Source organism: Mesotoga sp. H07pep.5.4, from assembly GCF_003664935.1.
Taxonomy (GTDB): domain Bacteria; phylum Thermotogota; class Thermotogae; order Petrotogales; family Kosmotogaceae; genus Mesotoga; species Mesotoga prima.
This window is the reverse complement of record NZ_JFHM01000008.1, coordinates 1-25,344: the sequence shown is the minus strand read 5'-3', so window position 1 is coordinate 25,344 and position 25,344 is coordinate 1. Positions and strand designations below refer to the sequence as shown.

At 45.6% G+C, this 25,344-nt stretch carries 22 protein-coding genes and 1 pseudogene; 11 read left to right on the top strand and 12 right to left on the bottom strand.

The window, feature by feature from the left end; genetic code table 11:
- Positions 1-580 precede the first annotated feature (580 nt).
- From Y696_RS06080 to Y696_RS06060, 5 genes are all read left to right on the top strand, one after another.
- On the top strand, positions 581-931 hold the full coding sequence (locus Y696_RS06080; protein WP_121509967.1) for a helix-turn-helix domain-containing protein: 351 nt from the start codon (positions 581-583) through the stop codon (positions 929-931).
- A complete protein-coding gene (locus tag Y696_RS06075) occupies positions 924-1,673 on the top strand; it encodes an ImmA/IrrE family metallo-endopeptidase (protein WP_121509966.1) in 750 nt (249 codons plus the stop codon). The genes Y696_RS06080 and Y696_RS06075 overlap by 8 nt, the downstream gene beginning before the upstream one ends.
- Positions 1,666-2,199 carry a hypothetical protein gene (locus tag Y696_RS06070; protein ID WP_121509965.1) on the top strand — a complete coding sequence of 178 codons (534 nt, stop codon included), beginning with the start codon at positions 1,666-1,668 and terminating at the stop codon, positions 2,197-2,199. The genes Y696_RS06075 and Y696_RS06070 overlap by 8 nt, the downstream gene beginning before the upstream one ends.
- Before the next feature lie 1,130 nt (positions 2,200-3,329).
- On the top strand, positions 3,330-3,575 hold the full coding sequence (locus tag Y696_RS06065; RefSeq protein ID WP_183084186.1) for a hypothetical protein: 246 nt from the start codon (positions 3,330-3,332) through the stop codon (positions 3,573-3,575).
- Entirely contained in the window at positions 3,568-3,975 is a 408-nt protein-coding gene (locus Y696_RS06060; RefSeq protein ID WP_121509964.1) for a type II toxin-antitoxin system VapC family toxin, read from the top strand. The genes Y696_RS06065 and Y696_RS06060 overlap by 8 nt, the downstream gene beginning before the upstream one ends.
- A gap of 606 nt (positions 3,976-4,581) precedes the next feature.
- Here the strand turns inward: Y696_RS06060 and Y696_RS06050 are convergent.
- On the bottom strand, positions 4,582-4,968 hold the full coding sequence (locus Y696_RS06050; protein ID WP_147431773.1) for a hypothetical protein: 387 nt from the start codon (positions 4,966-4,968) through the stop codon (positions 4,582-4,584).
- Positions 4,969-5,015: 47 nt separating this feature from the next.
- On the opposite strand from Y696_RS06050, the gene Y696_RS06045 reads away from it, so the two are divergent.
- Both Y696_RS06045 and Y696_RS06040 read left to right on the top strand, forming a co-directional pair.
- Entirely contained in the window at positions 5,016-5,612 is a 597-nt protein-coding gene (locus Y696_RS06045) for a hypothetical protein (RefSeq protein WP_121509961.1), read from the top strand.
- Positions 5,609-6,451: a nucleotidyl transferase AbiEii/AbiGii toxin family protein gene (locus Y696_RS06040; protein ID WP_121509960.1), complete on the top strand. Its 843-nt coding sequence runs from the start codon at positions 5,609-5,611 to the stop codon at positions 6,449-6,451. Before Y696_RS06045 ends, Y696_RS06040 begins: the two co-directional genes overlap by 4 nt.
- Positions 6,452-6,711: 260 nt before the next feature.
- On the opposite strand, the gene Y696_RS06035 is transcribed toward Y696_RS06040, so the two are convergent.
- The 8 genes and pseudogenes from Y696_RS06035 to Y696_RS05990 form a co-directional block, all read right to left on the bottom strand.
- A complete protein-coding gene (locus Y696_RS06035; protein WP_259459863.1) occupies positions 6,712-7,080 on the bottom strand; it encodes a putative toxin-antitoxin system toxin component, PIN family in 369 nt (122 codons plus the stop codon).
- The gene (locus Y696_RS06030; protein WP_121509959.1) at positions 7,064-7,312 is read right to left on the bottom strand and encodes a type II toxin-antitoxin system Phd/YefM family antitoxin; all 249 of its coding nucleotides are present in this window, start codon (positions 7,310-7,312) and stop codon (positions 7,064-7,066) included. Before Y696_RS06030 ends, Y696_RS06035 begins: the two co-directional genes overlap by 17 nt.
- A gap of 995 nt (positions 7,313-8,307) precedes the next feature.
- A complete protein-coding gene (locus tag Y696_RS06025; RefSeq protein ID WP_147431772.1) occupies positions 8,308-9,153 on the bottom strand; it encodes a hypothetical protein in 846 nt (281 codons plus the stop codon).
- On the bottom strand, positions 9,131-9,712 hold the full coding sequence (locus Y696_RS06020; protein WP_183084185.1) for a nucleotidyl transferase AbiEii/AbiGii toxin family protein: 582 nt from the start codon (positions 9,710-9,712) through the stop codon (positions 9,131-9,133). The genes Y696_RS06025 and Y696_RS06020 overlap by 23 nt, the downstream gene beginning before the upstream one ends.
- A gap of 878 nt (positions 9,713-10,590) precedes the next feature.
- Positions 10,591-11,739, bottom strand: coding sequence for a Fic family protein (locus Y696_RS06010; protein ID WP_121509955.1), 1,149 nt, complete (start codon positions 11,737-11,739; stop codon positions 10,591-10,593).
- 891 nt (positions 11,740-12,630) lie between these two features.
- Positions 12,631-13,621 (bottom strand): annotated as a pseudogene (locus Y696_RS06005) (nucleotidyl transferase AbiEii/AbiGii toxin family protein).
- On the bottom strand, positions 13,605-14,240 hold the full coding sequence (locus Y696_RS06000) for a DUF6088 family protein (RefSeq protein ID WP_121509954.1): 636 nt from the start codon (positions 14,238-14,240) through the stop codon (positions 13,605-13,607). Before Y696_RS06000 ends, Y696_RS06005 begins: the two are co-directional and overlap by 17 nt.
- A 1,249-nt stretch (positions 14,241-15,489) precedes the next feature.
- Positions 15,490-17,643 carry a hypothetical protein gene (locus Y696_RS05990; protein WP_121509952.1) on the bottom strand — a complete coding sequence of 718 codons (2,154 nt, stop codon included), beginning with the start codon at positions 17,641-17,643 and terminating at the stop codon, positions 15,490-15,492.
- A gap of 546 nt (positions 17,644-18,189) precedes the next feature.
- Here Y696_RS05990 and Y696_RS05985 point away from each other — a divergent pair.
- The 3 genes from Y696_RS05985 to Y696_RS05975 all read left to right on the top strand — a co-directional run bounded on the left by Y696_RS05985 (position 18,190) and on the right by Y696_RS05975 (position 21,232).
- Positions 18,190-19,368, top strand: coding sequence for an ATP-binding protein (locus tag Y696_RS05985; RefSeq protein WP_121509951.1), 1,179 nt, complete (start codon positions 18,190-18,192; stop codon positions 19,366-19,368).
- Positions 19,369-19,778: 410 nt separating this feature from the next.
- Positions 19,779-20,375 carry a type IV toxin-antitoxin system AbiEi family antitoxin domain-containing protein gene (locus Y696_RS05980; RefSeq protein ID WP_121509950.1) on the top strand — a complete coding sequence of 199 codons (597 nt, stop codon included), beginning with the start codon at positions 19,779-19,781 and terminating at the stop codon, positions 20,373-20,375.
- The gene (locus Y696_RS05975; protein WP_121509949.1) at positions 20,372-21,232 is read left to right on the top strand and encodes a nucleotidyl transferase AbiEii/AbiGii toxin family protein; all 861 of its coding nucleotides are present in this window, start codon (positions 20,372-20,374) and stop codon (positions 21,230-21,232) included. The genes Y696_RS05980 and Y696_RS05975 overlap by 4 nt, the downstream gene beginning before the upstream one ends.
- 501 nt (positions 21,233-21,733) lie before the next feature.
- Here Y696_RS05975 and Y696_RS05965 read toward each other — a convergent pair.
- Together Y696_RS05965 and Y696_RS05960 are read right to left on the bottom strand one after the other, a co-directional pair.
- Positions 21,734-22,138: a putative toxin-antitoxin system toxin component, PIN family gene (locus Y696_RS05965; RefSeq protein WP_121509947.1), complete on the bottom strand. Its 405-nt coding sequence runs from the start codon at positions 22,136-22,138 to the stop codon at positions 21,734-21,736.
- The gene (locus Y696_RS05960; RefSeq protein WP_006486447.1) at positions 22,122-22,370 is read right to left on the bottom strand and encodes a type II toxin-antitoxin system Phd/YefM family antitoxin; all 249 of its coding nucleotides are present in this window, start codon (positions 22,368-22,370) and stop codon (positions 22,122-22,124) included. The genes Y696_RS05965 and Y696_RS05960 overlap by 17 nt, the downstream gene beginning before the upstream one ends.
- Before the next feature lie 712 nt (positions 22,371-23,082).
- Between Y696_RS05960 and Y696_RS05955 the strand changes: the two genes are divergently transcribed.
- Positions 23,083-23,757 (top strand): P-loop NTPase fold protein, encoded by a 675-nt coding sequence (locus tag Y696_RS05955; RefSeq protein WP_183084184.1) that lies wholly within the window; start codon positions 23,083-23,085, stop codon positions 23,755-23,757.
- Here Y696_RS05955 and Y696_RS05950 read toward each other — a convergent pair.
- On the bottom strand, positions 23,703-24,986 hold the full coding sequence (locus tag Y696_RS05950) for a transposase (RefSeq protein WP_121509946.1): 1,284 nt from the start codon (positions 24,984-24,986) through the stop codon (positions 23,703-23,705). The two genes, Y696_RS05955 and Y696_RS05950, sit on opposite strands and share 55 nt — an antisense overlap.
- Positions 24,987-25,344: the final 358 nt, after the last annotated feature.

Genomic DNA, 25,344 nt, shown 5'->3' with positions numbered 1-25,344 from the left:
GTCAGCTTGTCGCGGCAGCGGCTCTTTTTGCCTTGCATAGCCTGACTGGTCTGCGTTAGCACACTGGCTTTGAAGAACCGCTGAACGCTTAAGAACGAAGACCCGCTGATTGCTGTGAAACAGACAAATCATTCGACTCTCCTTCTGTCATTTCGATGTGAAACTGATCGGGATCTAGCTTCTAAAAGCCGCAGAACGCTTAAGAGATATGCTGTGCGGTGATAAACCACGTTGCCCGTCAACGGTCCGCCGGACTCCGAGAAAAAGATCAAAAACCAGATCCTCAACAGGAGCATTTCAGCTGACAAAATGAGTGGTTCTGATCAGATGGCTTTGATTTGCCTTCTTTTCTGTCTCTTGTTTTTCCCTTACAACTCACAACTTGCATCTTGGAACTGATTCTTTGCTCCTGACTAACCACCTACCACGAACCACCAACAACGGCTCCCTCGGCGCATTGCATCCGACGTATTTTGATAGTTTAATTTCTTCGTGCAGAAGGTTTTTGTTGTCATAACATCGAAGAATATATTGACACAACATATGACACATCGTATAATATTCCCGGGAGGGGATAAGTATGCTTCGAGTGAAAGCTTTAGGAACTAAGCTTAGGGAACTGAGAGAGAAAAACTCAATAACCCAGAGTCAGATCGCAGAGTATCTCAAGGTAGATCAGAGTTACATCTCGAAATTCGAGAGCGGCCAACGACAGCTCAGCATGCTTTCTCTGGAGAAGCTTGCTCATCTGTTTGGTTTGCCGGTCGAATCGTTATTGGAAGAGAACGTCTCTTGCGAACAAATACCTTTTGCAATGAGAGCTAGAGAGCTGGAATCTGAAGATCTAAAGTCGATTGCTGTCATAAACAGAATTGCTCTTAATTTGAATGATATGCAGAAGTTAGCAGAGGTTCACTCAAAACATGCCTGAAGACATTGATATAAATGCAAATGCCCTTTCACTGAGAAAAACACTTGGAGAAGATGCCTACTCTCCAATCGACATTTTCGCTGTATTGGGTAGTATCGACGACCTGACTCTTGTCTATTATCCTTTAGGCAAAAGAATCAGCGGGATGTGTTTAAGAGAGAAAGAAAACAAGATAATCGTAATCAACTCGGACCAAACCTACGGCAGGCAACGCTTTACTGCAGCTCATGAACTTTGCCACATCTACTTTCATGAAGATCTTCATAAAGTAGTCTGCCCTGCTGCCTTTGATGAAAAAGACCCTGCAGAAGTCGAAGCAAACAAGTTCGCATCGTATTTCCTGGCACCGTATGAATCGCTAAGGGAATTCCTTAATAAGCGTATTCAGAAAGGAGGAAGGATTTCACTTGAAAACGTAGTCGAAACTGAGCAGTACTACGGCTTAAGCAGACAGGCAACCCTGATTAGACTGATTAAAGAAGGATATATATCGGAAGACGAGGCGGCCGAAATGCAAACTAGAGTCATTAAATCAGCTCAGGATCTAGGTTATGATGTAACCCTATACAAACCCTCCCCTGAAGAGAAGAAGACAATGACTCTGGGAAAGTATGTGAAGCTTGCGGAAATGCTTAGAGAAAGCGGAGCAATCTCCGAAGGACTATATGAACAATACCTCCTTGAGGCTTTCAGGTCAGATATAGTATATGGAACTGAAGACGACGAAGAGAGATATGATTGAACAGATATTCTTTGATACAGACTGCATTTCTTCATTTTTGTGGGTCAAAAGAACAGACATACTGCTAAATCTTTACGGAAAACGGATCATCCTGCCAGAACAGGTATTGGATGAGCTTTCAAATCCAGGTGTAAGTCATCTGTCAACCAAAGCAAATCAGTTACTATCTCAGAATCAAATCGGAACGGCGGAAATACTTGTAGGTACAGAAGAATTCGATCTTTACTACATGCTCACAAGGAACCCGCAATACGGACAGAAACGCATAGGAAAAGGTGAGGCGTCCGCAATTGCGTTAGCAAAGGTCCGAAAAGGAATACTGGCTAGTAACAACCTAAAAGACATTCGGTACTATATTCAACAATTTAATCTCAAAAACCTAACGACTCCAATGATTCTTCGCGATGCATTACTGAGAAAATTAATCGACGAAACTGAAGGCAACGCCATTTGGAGACAGATGATAAACAAACGAAGAAAACTTCCCGCAGCGACATTTACGGATTACATCGCATCGCTTAAGTGAACGAATCCACTATTAACCAGATTTTTGTTACACGTATGGCTCTTTATGTTTCACGTATTACTCACTATCGCTCATGAGACACAAAATGACTGCTTCATTCTTTTTCACTGTTGACCGTTCAAGAGAAAAAACTGTTCTTCGTTCCAGAGCAAGGATCTGTTCTTGGTTCTTGGTCAGGATCAGAACCAAGAGCGAGATGATGGCCAGAAGCACGACGATAACGCAAAGCAAAAAAAGACCGTCATCCCGTAGAGCCTGCCCCTAAATCCACTCACTTTGTCATCCCGTGATGCTTCTGCACGGGATCTCGCACTTAAGATCCGCTGTACGCTGGGAAGAACAGTTCCAAGTTCCATGTTGCAAGTTGCAAGTCCACAAATGAAATTGGGGGCTGACCGGCTCGTCAAGAACCGCTGAACGCTTAAGAGCATGAACCCGCTGCACGCTTTGAAGAACCGGTGAACGCTTAAGAGCATGAACCCGCTCAACGCTGGGAAGAGCAGTTGTCAGTTCACCGATAAGATCAAGAAATAAGAGACTGATCATTTCGAGAGTTAGCTACGTTCATGAGAATACCGAGATTCTGACCAGGAGCTTCGTCAGAATGACGGGAAGGAAGAAGAGACCATCATCCCGTAGAGCCTGCCCCAGAATCCACTTTCTTTGTCATCCCGTGATGCAACTGCACGGGATCTTGCACCTAAGAACCGCTGTACGCTGTGACATGCAGTTATCCGTTACTCTCTTCGGGCGAACAGCCGTTCGCCCCTACAAGAAGAATATGATTCTGAATGGGATCACAGATCACGAAGATTGGTAAGCTCCTCTTTCCCCGCGAAGCGGGCATTGCGACCTGGCATGATCTTCGCCAGCCTTGCGTCCCGGCGCGATCTTTGCCGGCACTGCGACCTGGGCCGTTCTTGCCCAGCCTTGCGTCTAGTGTTTTATAGCCTCACTTCTACTCTTTCGAGACCCTAGACCCCACAACCCCATTCCCGGGCTCTTAGCCAATAACTTGGACACTAAGTGTCGGAACGAGGAACCGCTCTTACAGCTATTCCCAGCGCTCAAGATACCTTGTTGAACATCTGTGCTAGAATAATAGCGAGAAACCTATGGGAAGTGATCTTATGAAATCGACTGGAATCAAGAAGCAAATGATCGATGAGCTTGAGGGTATTTCGGAAGACAAGCTTCAACTGCTTCTGGAGCTAATCAGAAGCAGCAAGTCAGATTCTTCTAGTCTGCAGCCAATGAGAAAATCGATTATCCACTACGCTGGCTCCTGGAAAGAGATCGATTCTGAGCAATACAACGATATGGTTGAAGAACTAAGAAACCGAAGAGAAAAGGCAAGCAGGGAGCGCGATGTCTGACTTAGTACTCCTAGATACAGACATACTTTCGATGTTCTTCCGAGGCCACCCTTCAGTTGTTTCTAGAATGGAAGAATATACAAAAGATCACGAGAAAATCTATCTTAGCATAATAACTTACTACGAGATCCTTAGCGGTCTAAGACACATCGAAGCGACAAGACAAATAGAGCAGTTTCTGGAGTTTTGCCTTTTCAACGAAATACTGCCTATTACGCTTGAATCAGCTTCTATCGCCGCGAAGCACTACGCAAATCTTAGAAAACTTGGAACCCCTTTGGCTGATATGGATCTTCTCATAGCAGGTATAGCTATCGAAAACAATATGACTTTAATCACGCATAACATGAAACACTTCAGCAGAATTCCAGGAATAAAGGTGCAAGATTGGGGAGAATAATCACACCCACAATATTAGCGGCAAGACCTCCCTTTTTGTCACCGAGAATAATCCCCTGATTCGACCCCCACAATATCATCTGTGAAAACCAGTTTAGATCCCAGTTTTTCTTTCTCCAATCTGTCATCCCGTAGTGCTTCTGTAAGGGATCCCGAACTTAAGATCCGCTGAACGCTTTGAAGAGACGTCCTCCGTGCAATAGCAAGAACCAGTTCATCGATAAGACCGAGATTCTGACCAGGAACTTCGTCAGAATGACGGGGAGGAAGAAGAGACCGTCATCCCGTGATGGGTCTGCACGGGATCTTGCACTTAAGATCCACTGTGCGCTGTACGCTGAACGCTGTGAAGAGACGTCCTCCGTCAACCATCCAAGACCAAGAACCCGTTCACCGATAAGACCGAGATTCTGACCAGGAACTTCGTCAGAATGACGAAAAGTAAAAAAAAGACGGTCATCCCGTGATGCAACTGCACGGGATCTCATGCCTTCCGTCTCGTCCTCTTTCTCATTCCGTGGTCCTTAACGAAGAACCTGGATACGAAGTGTCGGAACGAGAATCGGCTATTTGCTAGTCGCTGATCGCTGTGAGATGCAGTTCTCCGTTACTCTCTACGGGCGAACAGCCGTTCGCCCCTACAAAAGAATTCCAGAATCGTCTGACAGTGCCAGCCCGTCGCGGCAGCGGCTCTTCGATTTGTTCCTGGCGCGAAAGCGCCAGCATCACTTCCTGACGAAGTCAGCCTCACTTCCCCGGATGTTTCTCCGGGCATCACTTCCTGGGATGTTCCTCCCAGCATCACTTCTGCAAGGTTCATCGCCAGCCTTTTGCGTCCACTGATGCACTTCAGTGCATTGCGTCCCGGCGCGATCTTTGCCGGCATTGCGTCCTGGGCCGTTCTTGCCCAGCCTTGCGTCCAGTGTTTTATAGCCTCACTTCCCCACAAAGTCGGCCTAACATTCTGCCAAGTAATACATACTTGTACTAACATGCGTTAATATGGTATTATTAAAGAACAGAAGTACAGCAGGTGAAACAATGGGTGACTTAGAAAAGATCAGACAGATCGCTGCCAAGAACAGCGGTTTCATTGAAACCGGTACTGTTGTTGCAGAGGGAATTAGAAAGGAAGTATTGAAACGTCTTCTTGAGCTGGGAGAGCTTGAGAGAATCTCGCGAGGAAGATACGTTTTATCAGGAAGTATAGTAGATGACTATAAGATACTCCGGATGAGGTGCAAATCTTGTATCTTCTCGCACACGACCGCACTTTATCTATTGGGTCTCTCCGATCGGGCGCCATCCCAATACCATATGACAGTAGCTCAAGGTTCAAACGTAACCTATCTCACAAGAGAGTACGATGATCTGGTTTTCCATTATGTAAAACCCTCGCTTATTAAGCTTGGTTTGACCAGTGTTAAATCGCCTTTCGGAAACACTGTAAGGTCTTACGATTCCGAAAGGACCATCTGCGATCTGCTCAAAGAGAAAGACCGGTTTGATATTCAGATCGTTTCCAATGCCTTCAAATCGTACTTCAGGGGCAGGCAAGATATTTCCAAATTGTCGAAATACTCACGCCTTTTGGGAGTTGAAAATCTCTTGCATACCTACACGGAGGTTCTTTTGTGATAAACGCTGAAAAGTTGAAATGCGAGATTCGTAAAATCGCGTCAGAGAAAGACTTGAAGGCGGGAGAGATACTTCACATGTTCATGTTCGAAAGGTTTATTGAGAGATTGGCTAGATCCTTTTACAGAGAGTCATTCATATTGAAAGGAGGCCTTTTGATTGCTTCGATGATTGGTATAGGACAGAGAACCACAATAGATATGGATACTACAGTCAAGAACCTTGCAATGAAAGAAGATACGCTCAAAAGAGTTCTGACCGAAATAATCGACACAGCGCTTGATGACGGGGTTAGTTTCAAATTCGAGCGAATAGTGCCAATCCGCGAGGAAGACGAATACAATAACTTCCGTGTTTCATTAGAAGCTAGATGCGACAGAATCAGAGTTCCAGTGAGAATCGACATGACAACTGGAGATGCAATAACTCCCGGAGAAATCGATTACCAGTATCGCACAATCTTCGGAAAAGAGGAAATCATCATAAAAGCATACACACTTGAAACGATACTCGCCGAGAAATACGAGACCATATTGAGAAGAAGTGTGTTAAGTTCTCGACCTAGAGACTTGTACGACATTCACACTCTTTTCAGACTCAAGAAAGACCAAATCTCCACCCCCACTCTAAAGAAAGCAATTGAAAACACTGCGCTCAGGAGAGGATCTTCTAACACAATTGCTGATTATGAAAGCATTGTCTCCGAACTCATGGAATCAGAATACCAGAAAAGGCTCTGGAGAAATTATCAAAATGAAAACAGCTATGCCAAAGGCATTCAGTTCAACAATGTGGTCCAAACAGTGAAGATAATCGGCGACCTTCTTAAAAAACTCTGATCGACTGAATTTTGACTGAGTAATAGCAGTCCTTTCATTCGATCCTGAGACCGAGATTCTGACCCGAAGCTTTGTCAGATGACTTCGAGAAGGGGATCGCACTTATCATTGCCCTTGCTAAAGAGGCTGGATTGCTCTTCTTGCAACTTGCATCGTGGAACTTGCAACGATGTTCTTTTTTGAGGACTCCGGCTGCTGGAAGGCTCTTTCGCTCTTTTAGGGAGCGTCAAAAATAATCACTTAGATACTGGGATGGTGTCTTAGCTTTTACATTGCCACGCAGCACTTTTCAGACAAAGCTTGTCCCCGGTTATGAGCAATGCATTTCGCGCAGCCGCCAGTGAGATGAAATGATTGTCCGGAGAATCACTACTGAAACTAACCAGCTCGTAGTCTTCGACAACCTCTACCATCATTGTGAAATACTCCATAAAGTTGGAAAGACCCTGTAAATCACGACTTCTATACTTTTCCTTTTTTTTCAATTTTATTATGAACCTTCGCAACTCTTGCGGGAATATTCTCGGTTCGATTACTCCCTGCTCTAGTGCCTTAAAAACGGCGTGGCTGCACGTTTTGGAGCCGAGAGCCGCCGAAATTACAACATTCGTATCAATAACGACCTTCATCCTTCATCTCTTTTCTTACCTCGTCTAGAACTTGTAGTCCCTCTTTTTCACTGAGTCCGATCTTTTCCGCTTCTTCCTGGGCCTTTGAAAGATAGTAATTCATCAAATCCTCCTTAGACACGGGTGATAACTTCATAACTGGAACCCCACGCCTAAGAATCAAAAGCTCTTCGTTTCCGTCAACAATCTCGCTGAACCTATTTCGAATGTCTCTAACATTAACCGTCTTCATGACCATCACCTCGATATAATTGTATCACTGTTGTGCTCTTTTATGATACATGTGTATCACATATATTATTAACCACCCCATGCTCTTCTGGTTAAACAACTGAGTTGCAGGTAGGTCGAGCTATGCATCGAGATCCTTGGCAGATGTACGAGCATAATATGAAGGACTGTCATCTTGAGGAACTTGCCCTGATGAGCCTGCCTCAAAATGACTCTATTTGGAGGTTCTGTAAGGGATCTCGCATTTGAGAGCCGCTATTCGCTGGCCGCTGAGCGCTGTGAAGAACAGTTCCAAGTGCCATGTTGCAAGTTGCAAGACCACAAATGAAATTGGAGGCTGACCAGTTCAAGGGGTCCGTTTTTCGCGTCATGGTCTAGATCCTGGCCAGAAGCATGCCAGGATGACATCAAGGGCTGTCATCCCGTGTTGCAACAGCACGGGATCTCATGCCTTCCGTCTCGTCCTCTCTCCTCATCTCGTGGTCCTTAACGAAGAACCTGGAAACGAAGTGTCGGAACGAGAATCCGCTATTTGCTAGTCGCTGATCGCTGTGAGATGCAGTTCTCCGTTAACCTCTTCGCGGGCGAACAGCCGTTCGCCCCTACAAGAAGAATATGATTCTGAATATGATCACAGATCAAGAAGATCGTTAAGCAGCTTTTCGCTTTGTTCCTGGCGCAAAACCGCCAGCATCACTTCCTGAGATACCCCTTCTTCTAGCAGAACCCGCTCTTATCAACCCGGTTTTCTTAACCCGGTTTTCTTAACCCGTTCTTTGTAACCCGATCTTCCTAAGTTATCACTTCATTTTATTGCGTCCCGGCACGATCTTTGCCGGCATTGCGACCTGGCATGATCTTCGCCAGCCTTGCGTCCACTGATGCTCCTCAGTGCATTGCGACCTGGGCCGTTCTTGCCCAGCCTTGCGTCTAGTGTTTTATGGCATCACTTCTGCTCTTTCGAGACCCTAGACCCCACAACCCTAGACCCGGCTCTTACGCCTGAGAAAGCGGGCAAAGACATCTATAGTACTCAGTAACGCTCTCATAAAACTCGTATGCTGTTGATCCTGAAAGAGTCAAGTTGCATTCGCCAGCCCTCTGAAGATATTCAGACACTCTTTTTTTCTGATCCATAAATGCGGAAAGCACTAGATATTCATCTTCGATTAGCTCATCTGTAAGACATTTTTCTAGTATCAACAGCGAAGCAAGAAGAAACCATGAAGCACTAATCGACTGAATTTCAAATTCAAAAAGCCCCGCGAAGTCTCTTTGGACGGAAAACAGTCTCTCCCTTGCTGACCTTTTCTCTACCAAAACACCGGCTTTAGCCAGCTTCTCGAGTTCCAGGAGTACCGCCTTTTGATTGAGAAAGCGACGGTTTGCTATTTGATTCGAGTTTGCGCTTCCCGTGGTCAATAAATGGAATATTACCTCTGCTCTGGTAGTAGATCCGAAGATCAGCCTCAGTCGGATAAGCAAGTTCGATACTTCTCTTGCGTCAGGCTCGGTGATGTACTTGCTTGAAGTAGAGGCAGCGTGCATTTCAGAAATATCAACAGGTAGTTGAACATGCTCGGTCACAACTTTCCTAAGTCTTTTCAAGCGAGAATGATTGATATATTGGAGGTTCTCTTTGCTCCAGTCCAAGGAGATCTTCTCGAGACGCTTTTCATGTTTACAGAAATAACTGGAAAAGGCAATCGCGCTCTCCGGATCACTAAGAGCTTTCACCGATTGCCCGGTTTTTGACGAGGCGCCAAGATTCATCCACTGGTCCCATAGCAATCCAACGGCATTATCTATTATCAGTGTCTTAAAGCTCTTTGGATCCATCATCAAAACCAAGCCTCCGCAAAAGGTCAATCATGATTCCTCTAAAAGCCGGTGAAACATCATGAGTCATAGTCCATTTGGCTGCCTCCACAATCTCTCTTTCAGTAGGTTTTAACTTCATCAGATCATCTACGTGATACCCGCCACGGTCAGCTGAAGCGTACAACTTGAAATAGATCTGATCTATTCGTGAAATATAATAAACAGAAAGAGAGCTTCCAGTTTCAACCTTGGTTAGTCGTCTTGAAAATCCTTCAGGCAAACCGAGTTCTACGAGTGCTGCCGGTCCGTCGTTTATCCAGTCTTTGGGAAGCCCTAGATCCCTGGCCACCTTTCCAGCAGCGTCTCGAAGCCAACCTGGAAATTCGGCCCTACTAACGACTATCTGACCCTCGACTTCCTCTGCGAAACCAACTACGTCTATATCAGCAGTTGTCCTCTGCACTAAACCGAGAGCGTTCAGTGCGGTGCCCCCACAAACAACCAAACCGATTTTCTTATCAATCCTCGTTAACTGAGAGTTCAGAGCCCTCAAAGCAACTTCGATATCAGAAAAACGCATATTTTTCTTCATGGACTTAGTATATCACATACCATATAGTAGTAATTACAATACTACTTACTTGCAAATGCCATTTGCTATTCCTTAAAAGGCGGCACCATCGTTTCACTATGTCAGTCTCCTCCAGCAGCTCTCCTTAACTCGAATTCAAGCTTCCGCCCCGCGAGCTGAGTATGAAAACAAAAATGTTGGCGCACGAGATGCTGAAAACAAGATCAGATACGAAGATAACGGGCCTCGGGTCTGGAGTCTAGGGTTTGGTGAAAACAAGCTGAGATCCATCTATGATCATCTGCTACTGAGGACGTCATCCCGGTAGTCCCTCCCCCTGAATCCACTCACTTTGTCATCCCGTAGTGCACCAGTGTGTGATCTTGCATTTAAGAACCGCTGTACGCTGGGAAGAGCCGTCCTCCGTCAACCGTCCAAGACCATGAACCCGTTCACCGATAAGACCGAGATTCTGACCAGGAGCTTCGTCAGAATGACGAAAAGTAAAAAAGACGGTCATCCCGTGATGTAACTGCACGGGATCTCGATCTTCAAATCCTGCTTGCTAGGAAATCCTCTTCGGGCGAACAGCCGTTCGCCCCTACAAAAGAATTGCAGAATCGTCTGCCATAGTCAGCCCGTCGCGGCAGAGCTTTTCGCTTTGTTCCTGGCGTGAAAGCGCCAGCATCACTTCCCGACGAAGTCGGCCTCACTTCCCCGGATGTTTCTCCGGGCATCACTTCCCGACGAAGTCGGCCTCACTTCTGCTACTGATCAACCCGATTTTCTTAACCCGCTCTTCGTAACCCGATCTTCCTAAGTTATCACTTCATTTTATTGCGTCCCGGCACGGTCTTTGCCGGCATTGCGTCCAGTGTTTTATAGCATCACTTAATCATCTCCAACAATTCTGAAGCGACGTATTTCTTTGCGTATTTACTTTCATCTAACTGCGTAAGTATTCCCTTTTTGCATAGAGACTCAATAGCCCTTCTCGCGCTGACATACGTTACATTAAGCCTCTTACTCGCCTGAGGGATCGTTAGAATCGGGTTTTCAAACAAGTGATCAATTAGAGTCAGAGGCAGCGAAGATGAAATAGATCTGACACGTTGTATCCAATCGTTCCTCAGATTCATCATCTCTCGCAGTTTCCTCTTTCCAGCGTTTGACTGCTCGAGCACTGCCTCAATAAAAAATAGTATCCATGCATTCCAGTCACCGTCGAAACTGACGCTTCTCAGTCTCGAATAATACTCCTGTCGATTCGCTTCGAAATACCCGCTCAGGTACAGGCCGGGTTGATCCAACATTCCCCATGAAGTTTTCAGTAGTGCAATCAGCAATCTCCCAACCCTGCCATTACCATCTACAAAGGGATGGATTGCCTCAAACTGGTAATGGACAAGAGCCAGCTTTACAAGAGAAGGTATTTTCGCTTCAGAGTTAATGAACAGTTCCAGTTTTGCGAGGCATTTATTCAACTCTTCTGGAGGCGGCGGAACAAAGTCAGCTTCACTCAACGTGCATCCTGGCTTCCCGATCCAATTCTGTGTTGTTCTCAGTTCTCCAGGGTAAGCGTGCCCTCCTCTGACTCCTTTCATCAGAATGGCGTGAAGCTCTCTGAAGAGCCTTGTCGAGACTGGCAGCGTCTTGATACGCTCTAGACCATACTCAAGCGCCTTTAGATAATTCGACACCTCCCTGACGTCCCCAGACAAACCTGAACTCTCGTCCTCGGCTTCAAATAGGTAAAGGTCAGCTATCTCTGAAGTGGTCCCCTCAATCTGAGACGACGACACTGCCTCCTTTCGCAATAGGGGGCGGATGAGCAACCTTGTGCCGGGACTTCCCGCAAGCAATCCAGAGAATTCGCCCATCGCCCGATTAGCTTCTCCCAACGCAACCACAAGATTATCTACATAATTAAGCTTCGGCGGCAAAGGATCGGGAATAAACGCCCAATACGAAAAACCCGAACCTATGACCTTCTGAACTCTTCCCGGAGAGTCGGCAGAGAAATCTTCTGGTCTCATTCAAACCTCCAAATTGCACAAAGTATAATTTCTATCGAGTAAATTATACAATAAGAACTAATAGTATAACTTCCTTCTTCATCCTGATTCTTAGGAGGCGCATTTCACTACGGTGAAAGAAGAACTCCTGTACCATCAGCGTATATCCACCTGTCCCATATCTATCATCCAAGAACCGCTGTACGCTGTGAAGAGACGTCCTCCGTCAACCGTCCAAGTAAAGGAACATTTGTTCTTCGTTCCAGAGCGAGGATCTGTTCTTCGTTCTTAGCCAAGATCAGAACCAAGAGCGAAATGATGGCCAGAAGCACACCATGATGACGTGAAGAAAATGACATCCCATTAATATGCCCCCGCACTGTCATCCCGTAGAGCCTGCCCCTAAATCCACTCACTTTGTCATCCCGATGTGAACCTGATCGGGATCTCGCATTTAAGATCCGCTATACGCTTTGAAGAAACGCTATACGCTTAAGAACGAAGACCCGCCGAACGCTGTGAGATACAGTTCTCTGTTAACCTCATCGGGCGAACAGCCGTTCGCCCCTACAAGAAGAATATGATTCTGAATATGATCACAGATCAAGAAGATTGTTAAGCGGCTTTTCGCTTTGTTCCTGGCGCGAAAGCGCCAGCATCACTTCCTGACGAAGTCAGCCTCACTTCCCCGGATGTTTCTCCGGGCATCACTTCCTGGGATGTTCCTCCCAGCATCACTTCTGCAAGGTTCATCGCCAGCCTTGCGTCCCGGCACGGTCTTTGCCGGCATTGCGACCTGGGCCGTTCCTGCCCAGCCTTGCGTCTTGTGTTTTATAGCATCACTTCTGCTCTTTCGAGACCCTAGACCCGGCTTTTCGTTCTTTTCTGAGGACGACGGACGCTGGATGGCTCTTAACGAGTTCTCATTTCCTTCTCAAATTCGCGAAGCGTAGCAAGAATTTCATCGAAAGTGGGAATCGCACCAAATATCATTGGTTTCATATTTTGGAAGTCTTCTTCTAGTTTCTTTACAACACTGTCAGGTGGCACTAATCGCAACGTTTCGGGTACTGCTTCTTCGTATTTTGCCCACGCGCAATGAAAGAACTTGTCCTTGAATGCCGCAACCTTACGAAGCAATTCGATGTCCTCAAGGGCTTCATGTTTGATTGGGGTGTTGCACAACATATGAAGATCATAGTAATGCCTAGAATACCTAAGCGGTAGTACTCCGTTCTTTCTGTTAGCTTCACGGTGAAGGATAGTCGCCTTTTCCCAAAATGTACGTTTTGCTTCTACTGTTCTTACAAGAGTACTCGGAACACGGAAAGCTTTGGGGAATTCTTCGGCGATATATGGAGTAATGGGTTTATCAGCAGATGGGGACCACGCCGCCAAGGGTCCGATTTCCAGTCTAATCTCCTGAAGTAGGCTCTTGTCAGTGAATATCTGTGGATATGTAAAGAGAACGGTCTGAGAATCATCCGGATCGACATACAAATCGAAATCTCTGATAAACGAACTCAATGATTCTCGCAGACTCGGAACAAACTCTGTAGCCAAGAACTGTTCAGTTCTCGAAGCTGCTTCCTGATTAAAACTCTCTTGCTTCCTGTTAGATCTTGATTTCCATGGCTGTGTTAACGAATATCCTAGAAGCCTCCAATCAAGTATCAGATCGATATCTTCAGAGAAACGTTCTATTGCTTTATATACTTTTGAAAGAGACGTTCCACCTTTAAAGGCAAAATTCTTTGAATACTTGCTTTGATGAAAGAACCTCAAGCAGGAAACATACCCAAAAGTCCTTCTCTATAATTGCCGGACTGATACCTCTTCTGGTTGCAGTATTCCCAAAAATGGCTCTCAGATTTGAGCTAGTTTCGTTAGCGATGCGATACACTGTTCCCGCTCCCTTCAATCAATTTGCAGATTTCCTCATAAACCCATTTTCTACTCTTCTGAACTCGCTTTTTTAAAGCTTCTAGTTCTTTCTTACTGAATCTTCGAAGTATCCTACTCCTGACTTCAGGAGAAATCCGATCCTTACCAAGAGTCTTAAGTGCTTCAAGGAGAGCCGCTTCCTTGTAGCTAAGTTTGCTTATTTCACGAATAGTCCTATGCCTGAACTCTATTTTCCTTCCGTCACTGAGAGATACTGTTCTATATGGGCCATCACTTATGTACTGAAAGACACTAGGTACCTGAGTTGACAAACCCAACATATTCAAAGCTGTTTCCTTGTGCGGAGCGATCTTCCAGCCATAGGCCTCCGCATAGGCTCTCGCGAACTGATCAGGGTCTGAAGAAGTTTCCTCATTAATAAGCTTGTTGAATTCCGAGGACTTATAGAAGCCCCTTGAAACACGGATTAACCTCCCCTCCATTTCCAATCGTGAAAGAGCTTTCCGGATGCTAGCATAAGTACCGAATTTGGAAAAATCAGAGATAGAGTAAACCCTTGACTTTGGATTCCTCTTAATATAATTCAACATTCTCTCACTGGTGCTGATTTCTTTCATAATGTTCACTCCTTCTGTCACAAATAGCATATAGTATTTGTGACAAGAAAGCAAGCTCTATTCTCTTGAATATGAACTACAATGCAATTACAGTCTCAACCTGTAAACCTCGAGTTAGAAAAACGAGAAAGAGGGAAAAACCTGGATCAAGACCAGGAGTTTTATCAGAAGACTTGACAAAGGTGAATGACGTGAAATAATAATAGCTGTCATCTTGAGGAGCTTGCCCTGATGAGCCTGCCCCTAAATTCACTCATTTTGTCATCCCGATGTGACACTGATCGGGATCTTGCATCTAAGAGCCGCTATACGCATGAAGAGCCGTCCTTGGTCCTTCGTCCCTGATCATGGACCCGTCCTTCGAAAGATCTTCTGATCGCTGTGAAACAGAGACCTTTCGACTCTCCCAATTACGTCATCCCGTGATGCAACTGCACGGGATCTCGCCTTTGAGATCCGCTGAACGCTTAAGAGCGGAAAACCCGCTGATCGGTGTGAGATGCAGTTCTCCGTTAACCTCTTCGTGGGCGAACAGCCGTTCGCCCCTACAAGAAGTCCATGATTCTGAATCGCATCACAGATCAAGAAGATTGTTAAGCGGCTTTTCGCTTTGTTCCTGGCGCGAAAGCGCCAGCATCACTTCCTCGCGCTAGCGAGCCTCACTTCCCCGGATGATCCTCCGGGCATCACTTCTGCTCTTGACGACGATCTCGGAGGACGGAGAACCGTTGACGGACAACGCAGTTCTTCAGCGTACTCTTCTCCTTTAGCCAATAAGACCCGATGCACCAGATCCATACACTCTTTCCTTCCACCCGCTCTTATTAACCCGCACTTCCTAACCCGCTCTTTTAACCCGATCCTTTGTTTCCCCGCGAAGCGGGCATTGCGACCTGGCATGATCTCAGCCAGCCCTGCGTCCACTGATGCTTCTCAGTGCATTGCGTCCCGGCACGATCTTTGCCGGCCTTGCGTCCGCCGATGCTTTTCGGCGCATTGCGACTTTTGCTATGGTCTGTCCCGTTTTTTGCGTCCATGATTCGCAAGACCCAAGATCAGATCCTGACCAGAAGCATTGTCAGGATGACGTGAAAGGCTGTCATCCCGTAGTGCTCCTGTACGGGATCTCGCTCTCTCCAAACCCTAGGCCAGGCTTTTCGTTCTAATCGGAGGACGGTGGACCGATGACGGTTGACCTGAGAGGCTCCTTGCGAAGCAGCATAACTTCCTCCTGAGTGTCTATTAGGAGCTAGCTCACTTCATCAAAGACCCTCTGGACTTTCTTGAGCCAGTCTTTACCGCCCTTGAGCTTGAACCAGTCTTCTCTGAACTCTTCTGCTAAAAGCTTAGCGTCGATCTTCTTCTGGTACCTGACATCGCCATCGTCAGCCCGGTCGAAGTCCTCTTCATCGGGTTCGTCATTTTCAAGAAGATACTGAATGAAATCTGGCAGCTCCTGAAGAATACCGATCATGATTCCTTCCGCCGAGTCTACTTCTTTGTCGGAGTAATTCATGAGCGCCTTTACGACTAACGCTTTGGGATCGTCTTCCTCGTTTATAGCTTCGAGCATTATTCTCAAGTTTTCGAAGTCCTTAGTCCTCCAGCGAACGATTGTCATACTGGTGAAAAGGTTATCGAGATCTTCGGGATTTACATATGGATCGATCGCCTCTATAACCCTTGATGCCTCCCTGTAGTTCTTGTCGTAGATCAGCTTCTCGACATACTTCTCTATAAGGTTTAGATACTCCCTGTTGGAAGGACTCTCTTCTTTACTCATTAGGTAAGCCTCATCCTCTCGGTCGGCAACGTCATCAATGAAATCCGCGGCCATTTCTCCCGAGAAAAGAAGATGCTGCATAACTCCATCCATATTTTTTGTGGGCATATACAGAAGAGTATTAATGAATTCGAAGTTGAAGATGTACCTGTCGCAATAGGCCGCAATCGCCTCGATTGCATCATCAAGATCGTTGTTTCTCATCACCGCGTTTATCAGCGTGTACATGGGCACTCGAGAATACTCCACTTCCTCCGAGTCGTCGGCTGAAGCGAAGAAAGGCTCCGTAATCTCTTCCAGCTCTTCGAAAACGTCTTCTAGATCGCCCATATGATCGTAGTCGGTTATCATCTCCTGATAGGCCAGTTCAAGATCGTCAAGAAACTCTCTCGCAAGTCGTAGAAGGAAGTCATAATCCGACTCTTCACGCTTGCCATCACGCTTTATCTCAGTCGAGAAGGAATCGTCTTCCAATTCGTACTTACTAGATAGCAGAAACCCTGCCGTCACCAGTCCGAAGGAATGCCTGAAAGCCTTCAAATACTCAATAAAACTCTCGACGTTTTCTTTCGGCTCCTCCTTATCTATAAGCGCGCTTGCAACAGCCAACAATGCTGCGTCTGCAAACTCTGCCTTGAGCATCTCCATAAGAGACGTCAATCTATCGAAAAGCTTCGGAAAATCATATAGCAGAACTATCTGGTAAAGAAAGCCGTTTATAGTCAACTCGTCCCCACCGTTCAAGACAAAAGCTAGAATCGAATTTTCAAGCGAATCAAAGACTCGAAAGACTATTTCTCTAGCCCGCTCTCTCTCTTCGGCAATGTCGCTTCTGGTCATGGCAACAGGAGCATACATTAAGTTCACGACTGAATACTGAGTAATGCTCTCAATCAGCTCCACGATTTCCTCCGCACCTACATTCTTGTTCATAATCAGGGAAAGCATTGGAAGCTGTGAAGAGGTATCGCTTTCGGCTTTTGGAACCTGAAAACCCACGACCGACCGAACAGCCTCGCTCATCGGATAAGAGGCTTCAACTGAAACCATGATCTTCTTTAGCTTCTCGGCAGTTTCACCTTTAAGCCCCTGCTTATCTACATTCTCGGAAAGAAAAGAGGCCAGTTCATTTCCCCAAAGGATCAGAGGGATAAAGTAGCTGTCTTTGCTGTAATACCAGAAAAGACTAAGGTTTTCCCTCAGACTTGATTTTGATCTCGCCTTATCCTTATCCTCGAAGAGAGGAAAGAATCTCTTATCGTAGTCTCCAGCTTTTCCATAAAACTTGTCAACACTCGGCAACGACTCGTCTGCGCTCTTCAAAACCGAAAGAAGATTATCCTCAAGAATTCTCGCTATCTCCTCTCTCTTTTGGAGAGAAATAGAGTCGTCGTGGAGCGTAAGTCCGGCAAGATAACCTCTAAAGAAGCCGTCATCCATAATCTCTTCAACAGACTCTTCTAACATAAACCCGCTCTTCAAAGCCTCGGCCAACTTCACGGTTGTATCTTTGTCCAAGAAGGAGTCTAGCTCGGCGAGCGGTTCGTATACAGTATAAGAATTCCAGTTCATTTCAAGCGCCTCGGCCAAAAGCGTAAGCTTCACAGTCTCTCTATCCATACATCACCTCAAAACCCTAGATATGAACAATCTTATCATCATTAAATGGAAAGGTTCACAGTTCACCGTTCAAAAACAATTCGAACCTCTCAGATAAAAGATCATTCGAGAAAGAGCATTGTCGATAGTTCGCTTCGCTCAAGAGAAAGCGAGGGACAGAGATCCTGACCGGAAGCATTGTCAGGATGACGTGCTAGGAACCGATTAACGCTGTAAGCGAAAATAGGGACTGACGGGATCTTAGCGTCTGTCCCATTTTTCGCGGGAGAGAGGGATCCTGCCCAGAAGCATTGTCAGGATGACGTGAAGGGAGTAAAACTGTCATCCCGTAGTGCTCCTGTACGGGATCTCATCTCTTCAGTCTCGTCCTCTCATTCTCTCACCCTCTCTCTTTTTTCTCTCTCTGTCTCTCTATCTCTCTTGTATCCCTTTCTCTCCTATTCTCTCTCTTTCGCAGAAAATGGAGTCCTATTCATTAGTCGGTAAAGTATATTAAACTCGAATCGCTAGAATGGTATAATGTAATGAACTAAATGGAGGTGCGCCATGGTAGACCTTCAACCTTTTTTTGAGATCCAGGAGAGACTTTTCAGTTCTGTTCCTACAGAGTTCAAGCGTTATGCATATGAGCTTATTGATTGGAATGATCCACTTCTGGGAATCGTGGGAGCCAGAGGCTGTGGAAAGACAACTATGCTTCTGCAGAAGATCCTTGAGAAAGGACAGAAGGGCTTTCTATACATCTCCGGGGATAATCCCTTAGTTCTCAGAGAGGGAATATATGCCATAGGAGACACGTTCTTCAAGCTTGGCGGAAAGACGTTAGTGGTAGATGAAGCTCATAGACAGCCAGGATGGGCAAATGATATCAAGGCCTTACATGATTCGTATCCGGGAAAGCAGATTCACTTCTCGGGCAGCTCTAGATACTCCGTAATGAAAGGGACCGCAGACCTTTCAAGGAGGGCGGTATTGAGTGAACTAAGGCATCTCTCATTCAGAGAATTCCTCAATCTGGAGAAAGGCGAAAACTTTCCCGCAGTAAGCATCACTGAGCTCCTCGAGAATCACATAAATATCAGCAGAAAGCTTCAGAAGCTACATCCGCTGGAGCTGTTCAGGGAGTACTTGAGAGCCGGTTCGTACCCTTTTCGGCTTTCGTACGGCTCTTACTACGAGAGAATACTAAACACTCTGGACAAAGCGATTTATCAAGATGTTGTAGAGCAAGACTCGCTGAGAGGCGAGGCAGCAACAATCATTAAGAAGATCATCGCCTTTGTGGCAACCAGTGTTGTTCCTTCAATCTCTCCCGAGTCGCTTTGTAAGGAGTTAGGAATAAGCAAAGTCACCTTATACACCTATCTAGATTCTCTCGAGAGGGCAGGAGTTCTGAAAAGAGTCCTTCCGTGCGGAAGAGGAATAAAAGGAATGCGCAGCGGTTCAAAAGTCTTTCTCGGTGAAACCAATCTCTATTATGCTCTCGGTCTACCGCAATGGAATCTTGAGGCAAACATGGGAACGATACGCGAAGCCTTCTTCGTTTCGCAAGTCAGTCATCTGGGGATTTGCGTGCCTGCCAGCGGTGACTTCACCCTGAAAGAAAAAAACGAGGAGATTACTTTCGAAGTAGGTGGTCCAGACAAAGGAAGACGCCAGCTTAAGGATTCCTCAAACGGATTCGAGAACATCATCCCGCTGTTCCTCTTCGGGTTTCTCTATTAGCTGCGAGAAAAAAAGGAGTGACGATTCTCCTAATGTCTGTCCCGTTTTTCGCGGGAGAAAGGGATCCTGACCAGGAACGTTGTCAGGATGACAGACAAGGCTGTCATCCCGTGATGCACCTGCACGGGATCTCATTCTTCTTGTTGCCTTGCTCTTCAAGCGATTAGTGTCTTCTAGCAAGCGGCCAGCGGTTCTTAGCCGGTGGACCCATGACGGTTGGCCTGGCAGGCTTGCCACACAGCAGCATCACTTCTTGAAAAGTTCTTTTCCGGCATTGTATCCGAAGGTGATTTACGGCGCATCATGTCAAATGGCATATAGTAGCCTCACCTGGCGTCAAATAAAACCCGGTTGTACTAACGTGCGTTAATATGATATTATTAAAGCACGTTAGTACAGAAGGTGAAACGATGAATGAGTTTGAAAAGATCAAACAAATCGCTGCCGAAAACAATGGTTTTGTTGAAACCTGTGATGTCGTAGCAGAGGGAATTAGAAAGGAAAAGCTAAGACGGCTTCTTGAGTTGGGACAGGTTGAGAAGGTCTCGCGGGGGGTGTACGTCTTATCAGAAAGATTAATAGATGAGTACAAGATACTCCAGATGAGGTGCAAATCCTGTGTCTTCTCTCACACAACATCCCTCTATCTACTTGGTCTCTCAGACCGGGCACCATCCAAATACCACATTACTGTACCTCAGGGATCAAACGTAACGCATCTTTCGAAAGAGCGCAGTGATCTGGTCTTCCATTACGTGAAACGGTCGCTTTTTAACCTGGGTTTGGCCAGTGTTAAATCGCCTTTTGGAAACACTTTAAGGTCTTACGATTCCGAAAGAACCATTTGCGATCTGCTAATAAAGAAAGATGAGTTTGATATTCAGATCGTCTCGACTGCCTTGAGATCTTACTTCAGGGGCACGCATGATATTTCGAAACTATCGAAATACTCTCGCATTTTGGGAGTTGAAGATCTCTTGCATACTTATACGGAGATTCTGCTGTGATAAACCCGGAAAAGCTGAAAAACGAGATTCGTAAAATCGCCGCAGAGAAAGACTTGAATGCGGGAGAGATTCTTCACATGTTCATGTTCGAAAGGTTTATTGAGCGAGTGGCTAGGTCCTCATACAAAGAGATCTTCATATTGAAAGGTGGGCTTCTAATCGCATCTATTCTAGGTATTGGGCAGAGAACGACAATAGATATGGATACTACAGTCAAGAACCTTTCAATGAAAGAAGATACGCTCAAAAGAGTTGTGACCGAAATAATCGACACAGCGGTTGATGACGGGGTTAGTTTCAAATTTGAGCGAATAGTGACAATCCGCGAGGAAGACGAATACAACAACTTCCGTGTTTCCTTGGAAGCAAGATTGGGTCGAATCAGAATTCCAATGAGAATTGACATGACGACTGGAGATGTTATAACTCCCGGAGAAATCGACTACCAGTATCTCTCAATCTTTGGAAAAGAGAAAATCATCATAAAAGCATACACACTTGAAACGATACTCGCCGAGAAATACGAAACTATCTTGAGAAGAAGTGTCTTGAGTTCTCGTCCTAGAGACCTGTACGACGTTCACACGCTTTTCAGACTGAAGAAAGACCAAATCTCCACCCCCACACTAAAGAAAGCAATTGAAAACACCGCGCGTAGACGAGGATCATCCAGTATACTCGCTCATTACGAAAGCGTTGTCTACGAACTCATTGACTCTGAGTACCAGAAAAGACTTTGGGAAAAGTATCAAAATGAAAACAGCTATGCCAAAGGGATTCAGTTCAACGATGCGGTTGAAACAGCGAAGATAATCGGTGACCTTCTCAAAACCTCTGATAGACTGGGTTTTCATTGAGTTGCAGCGGAACGTTCTTTCGATCCTGAGTTCAGGATTCTGATCACGAGCATCGTCAGAATGACAGTATGTGACGACTTCTTAATAACCTAGACCGCCATGACATAGTGTCTACTGCACGGGATCTCGCGTAAAAGATCCGCTTTTCGCTGCAAGCTGAATGCCGTAAGCGAAAATAGGGACTGACGGGATCCTAGCATCTGTCCCTATTTTCGCGTCTCTTCCAAGGACGGCTCTTCTCGCTATTGTCGGAACAGTCCAGAATTTGACGGACCTGTCGGCCAGGTCGGAGTGATAAAATCTCTGTGCAGGAGGAAGAACCGGGATCCTGACCAGGAACATTGTCAGGATGACGGGCAGGGCTGTCATCCCGTGATGCACCTGCACGGGATCTCGTGTAAAAGATCCGCTGTTCGCTAAAGAACGAAAAACCCGCTGAACGCTGTAAGCGAAAATAGGGACTTACCGGCTCTTGGGGTCCCTTTTATGCGTAATGGAGCATCAAAAAGATTCACTCAGATATTGGGCTGGCGTCTTACAATTTACATTCCCAGTTAGTGCACTTTCAAGACAAAGTTTATCGCCGGTTATAAGCAATGCATTTCGTGCTGCCGCCAATGAAATGAAATGATTGTCGGGAAAATCAGTGCTGTAAGGAAGCAACCTGTAGTCATCTACAATCTCTACCATCGTTATAAAATAGTCTATGAAATTGGAGAGGTGTTCTAATTCAATGTGCCTGTACTTTTCCTTTCCTTTCAGTTTCTTTATGAAACTTCGCAACTCCTGCACAAATATCAGCGGCTCGATTACCCCCTGGTCTAGTGCCTTAATAACGGCCTTGCTACAAGTTCTGGAACCGAGAGCCGCCGAAATCACAACATTCGTATCAATAACGACCTTCATCTTTCATCTCTTTTCTCAGCTCGTCTAGAACTTGCAGCCCCTCTTTTTCACTTAGCCCGATCTTTTCTGCTTCTTCTTGTGCCTTTGAAAGATAGTATTTCATTAAGTCTTCCTTAGAGACTGGTGATATCTTCATCACCGGAACCCCACGCCTTAAAATCAAGAGTTCTTCATTTCTGTCAACAATCTCGCTGAACCTGTTTCGAACATCTCTAACATTAACCGTCTTCATTTCAATCACCTCAATAATATTGTATCACTTAGGTGATTTATTATGATACATATGTATCACGTAAGTTCTTGATCAAGCACGCTCTGATTAACTTCCTGAGGGGCGCGAAGGTCGGATCATAGAAACCGCTGCACGATGTAAGCCAAAATAAGGACTGAACAGCCCTAGATGTCCCGCGATTGTCCTCTCTACGCCTGAACATGTTTCAGCATCCTGTTCTAAGAGAAGCTCTGCGCTAAAGAACGATGCCCGCCAATCGAGGTAAGCGAAAATAGGGACTGACAGGATGTTAGCGTCTCATTTTTTCGCGAGGGGCAGGGATCCTGACCAGGAGCGTTGTCAGGATGACAGGTAGTAGTAACACTGTCGAAAATAGGGCCTGATTGGTTCCTTTGGTCCTGTTTGTCGCGAGAGACAGGGATCCTGACCAGAAGCATTGTCAGGATGACGTGAAGAGGAGTCATCCCGTAGAGCCTGCCCTGAAATCCAATCACGGGCGCACAGCCGTTCGCCCCTACAAAAAGAATCGCATAATCGTCAGACATTGTCATCCCGTAGCATTTCGAATACGGGACTGACGGGTTCCTGACGTCTGTCCCATTTTTCGCGTCTCTTTCCAGAACGGCTCTTCTCGCTTTTGTCGGAGCAGTCCAGAATTTGACGGACTTGTCGACCAGGTCGGAGTGATATAATCGCTTTGGAGGTGTTGTTCTTGGACATAGGGAAGATAGTACGGGCACTGGTAGATAGGCCTCTTCAACGTGAAGAAAATCACAGTCTTATCAACCGTCGTAAAGAGATTCGATCTCTCGAGCTTCTCATAAAATATCAGCCTTTCGGCATATTTGGCATTTCTGGAGAAACTGGAATAGGAAAGACTACCGTGCTGAACGTTCTTGATTCCGGAAATATAAAGAAGCTGAGTGTTTCGTTGATCCACAGGGACAATCGGGAAACGATTCTTTACGACCTGCTTTTTAGCCTGTCCAACGTGCTCAAAAAGGACTCTTCCGGCAAAGTGAGCGCTACCGCGAAAGGAACGGAAGAATGGATCGTCGAGCAAGTCTCGATTATAAAGGGCGCATCGTTGGGAGTCTCTCTCTTCGGAAGCGGCGGAGTCAGCATTGAGAAGCAGAAAATGCCGAGATTCAACGTTTTTGCCGCTCATGAAAAACTGCGAACTCTACTCGAGACACTGGTCATGAACTACGGCAAGGTTCTACTGGTAATAGATGAACTTGATAAAGAAAGCAAGCAGGATGTCATTAGTGTTCTCGATTCTTTGAAGCTTGAACTACAACCTTATCATATTCATAAGGAAAAAACTACTACTCAGGTGACATTCAAGTTCTCGACCACATCCTTAGTGGCAGCTAAGGATGGATGAGCATCCTGGGAGTATTCAGGATTTGTGAAAGCCTCAGGAATTATTGTATTATTTTGTTGAGTGGTTTTAATTCCTTTGGCATTGAGGAACAAGGTTTCATCGTATTCTTTCATCTTTGACAACATGGAGAATGCGATTTTGAGGATGATGTTCCCCAGTGCTCTGAGGGCATGACCGTAAGTCTTGCCCTCTTTTCTCTTTCTTTTGTAGTAGTTTCTTGCCCATCCACAAGTCTTCAGAGAAGCGAAAGCTGCGATGTGAATCATGTTTCTTAGGTCTTTGTCGCATTTCTTTCTCATCAGCATTATTGACTTTCTGCCACTTTGAAAGAGGAAGGGAATAGTTCCAGCGTATTTCTGCATCTCCTGGTAGCTTCTGAAATCATGTGTGAGATAAGCCTTTACTATGTATGAGCCTATTACAGCCTTCACACCTGGAATAGAAAGAATGATCCTGTATGGACTATTCTCTAGGGTCTCTCCCATCTCTTCCCTCAATCTTTCTTGTTCCTCTCTCAAGGTGAGAATTTGATTTGCCAGGAACATTATGAGATTACCCTCACATGATGTATCGCCCCAAGAGATCCCTTCGCTTCTTATCCTGTCAAGCTTCTTTCTCAAGATACTAGTCATTCTGTAGTTCTCTTTGTTCAGTATTTTCTTGAGCTCTTCGTTCGAAACTTTCTTAAATTCAGTTATCGTAGGGCAGATGCTAAGAATCCTCAAGGAGGTATTTGATCTGTACTGCTTATCCATAATGTGCAAGTATTCCGGGAAATACCTCAGTAGGACTGAATACAATCTGTTGCACTGTTGACTGTGAATTTTGGATACAATGCTGTACATAGTCACCAGTTTAGTGATCTTCGCTCCGACTCCTGAATATCTTGCCTTGAGACAGTAAGAGGGATGTTCCTTGAAGGTAAGAGCTATCGCCTTGGCATCTAGACTATCGCTCTTTGCCCCGGAGCTAAAATGATACTTCCTGGCTTCTTTGGACCTACAAGGAGGTAAGACATACACCTCTCTCTTGTTAGTGAGAAGGTAGTCTCCTATCCTGTTGTTTGCTTCTTCGATCACGAAAACTGCCTCTGGATAATCGTTCAGCAGTCTTTCATAACCTTTAACAGAGTCTGGGATCTTGAAACTCTTATCAGCCTTGAGGTCATAGCAAGTATGGGAGTCAGCTGACCAGTCAATACCTACGATCATACCGCTTTGATCTTTCATCTCACCAACACCTCGCAATAAATGGATTAGCAGTCTACGAGTACCGATTTCCCTGTTGTAGCGTTCCTGAGGATCTTTCCCCGGATGAACTTATCATAGAACCTGAAGTACTCCCAGGAAGAAGATGAGTGTTGTCCCCACGTAGCTCTTCCTTCATAAGGAAGGCTGATAGACTCCAAGTCTCTACCTTCTCCCTGACTGCCACCATCATTGTAGATAAATCATTCCTTAGAATTCAAGTCATAGCTCATATATCTACAACAGACTCCATTTTCTCAAAAGCAGTTCCTCGTTCCGACGCTGCGCATCCTGATTCCTCAGAAGAGCAAGAAGACGTCCTTGGTTGTTTGTTAGAATA

Bases quoted from the DNA above. Each gene is read 5' to 3' on its own strand.
- Y696_RS06070 (WP_121509965.1), top strand. From the start codon at position 1,666: ATGATTGAACAGATATTCTTTGATACAGACTGCATTTCTTCATTTTTG.
- Y696_RS06060 (WP_121509964.1), top strand. From the start codon at position 3,568: ATGTCTGACTTAGTACTCCTAGATACAGACATACTTTCGATGTTCTTC.
- Y696_RS06000 (WP_121509954.1), bottom strand. From the start codon at position 14,240: ATGAAAGAAATCAGCACCAGTGAGAGAATGTTGAATTATATTAAGAGG.
- Y696_RS05990 (WP_121509952.1), bottom strand. From the start codon at position 17,643: ATGGATAGAGAGACTGTGAAGCTTACGCTTTTGGCCGAGGCGCTTGAA.
- Y696_RS06035 (WP_259459863.1), bottom strand. From the start codon at position 7,080: ATGAAGGTCGTTATTGATACGAATGTTGTAATTTCGGCGGCTCTCGGC.
- Y696_RS05950 (WP_121509946.1), bottom strand. From the start codon at position 24,986: ATGAAAGATCAAAGCGGTATGATCGTAGGTATTGACTGGTCAGCTGAC.
- Y696_RS06075 (WP_121509966.1), top strand. From the start codon at position 924: ATGCCTGAAGACATTGATATAAATGCAAATGCCCTTTCACTGAGAAAA.
- Y696_RS06045 (WP_121509961.1), top strand. From the start codon at position 5,016: ATGGGTGACTTAGAAAAGATCAGACAGATCGCTGCCAAGAACAGCGGT.
- Y696_RS05980 (WP_121509950.1), top strand. From the start codon at position 19,779: ATGAATGAGTTTGAAAAGATCAAACAAATCGCTGCCGAAAACAATGGT.
- Y696_RS05985 (WP_121509951.1), top strand. From the start codon at position 18,190: ATGGTAGACCTTCAACCTTTTTTTGAGATCCAGGAGAGACTTTTCAGT.
- Y696_RS05965 (WP_121509947.1), bottom strand. From the start codon at position 22,138: ATGAAGGTCGTTATTGATACGAATGTTGTGATTTCGGCGGCTCTCGGT.
- Y696_RS05960 (WP_006486447.1), bottom strand. From the start codon at position 22,370: ATGAAGACGGTTAATGTTAGAGATGTTCGAAACAGGTTCAGCGAGATT.
- Y696_RS06080 (WP_121509967.1), top strand. From the start codon at position 581: ATGCTTCGAGTGAAAGCTTTAGGAACTAAGCTTAGGGAACTGAGAGAG.
- Y696_RS06030 (WP_121509959.1), bottom strand. From the start codon at position 7,312: ATGAAGACGGTTAATGTTAGAGACATTCGAAATAGGTTCAGCGAGATT.
- Y696_RS06020 (WP_183084185.1), bottom strand. From the start codon at position 9,712: ATGCGTTTTTCTGATATCGAAGTTGCTTTGAGGGCTCTGAACTCTCAG.
- Y696_RS06065 (WP_183084186.1), top strand. From the start codon at position 3,330: ATGAAATCGACTGGAATCAAGAAGCAAATGATCGATGAGCTTGAGGGT.
- Y696_RS06025 (WP_147431772.1), bottom strand. From the start codon at position 9,153: ATGATGGATCCAAAGAGCTTTAAGACACTGATAATAGATAATGCCGTT.
- Y696_RS06050 (WP_147431773.1), bottom strand. From the start codon at position 4,968: ATGTTAGTACAAGTATGTATTACTTGGCAGAATGTTAGGCCGACTTTG.
- Y696_RS06010 (WP_121509955.1), bottom strand. From the start codon at position 11,739: ATGAGACCAGAAGATTTCTCTGCCGACTCTCCGGGAAGAGTTCAGAAG.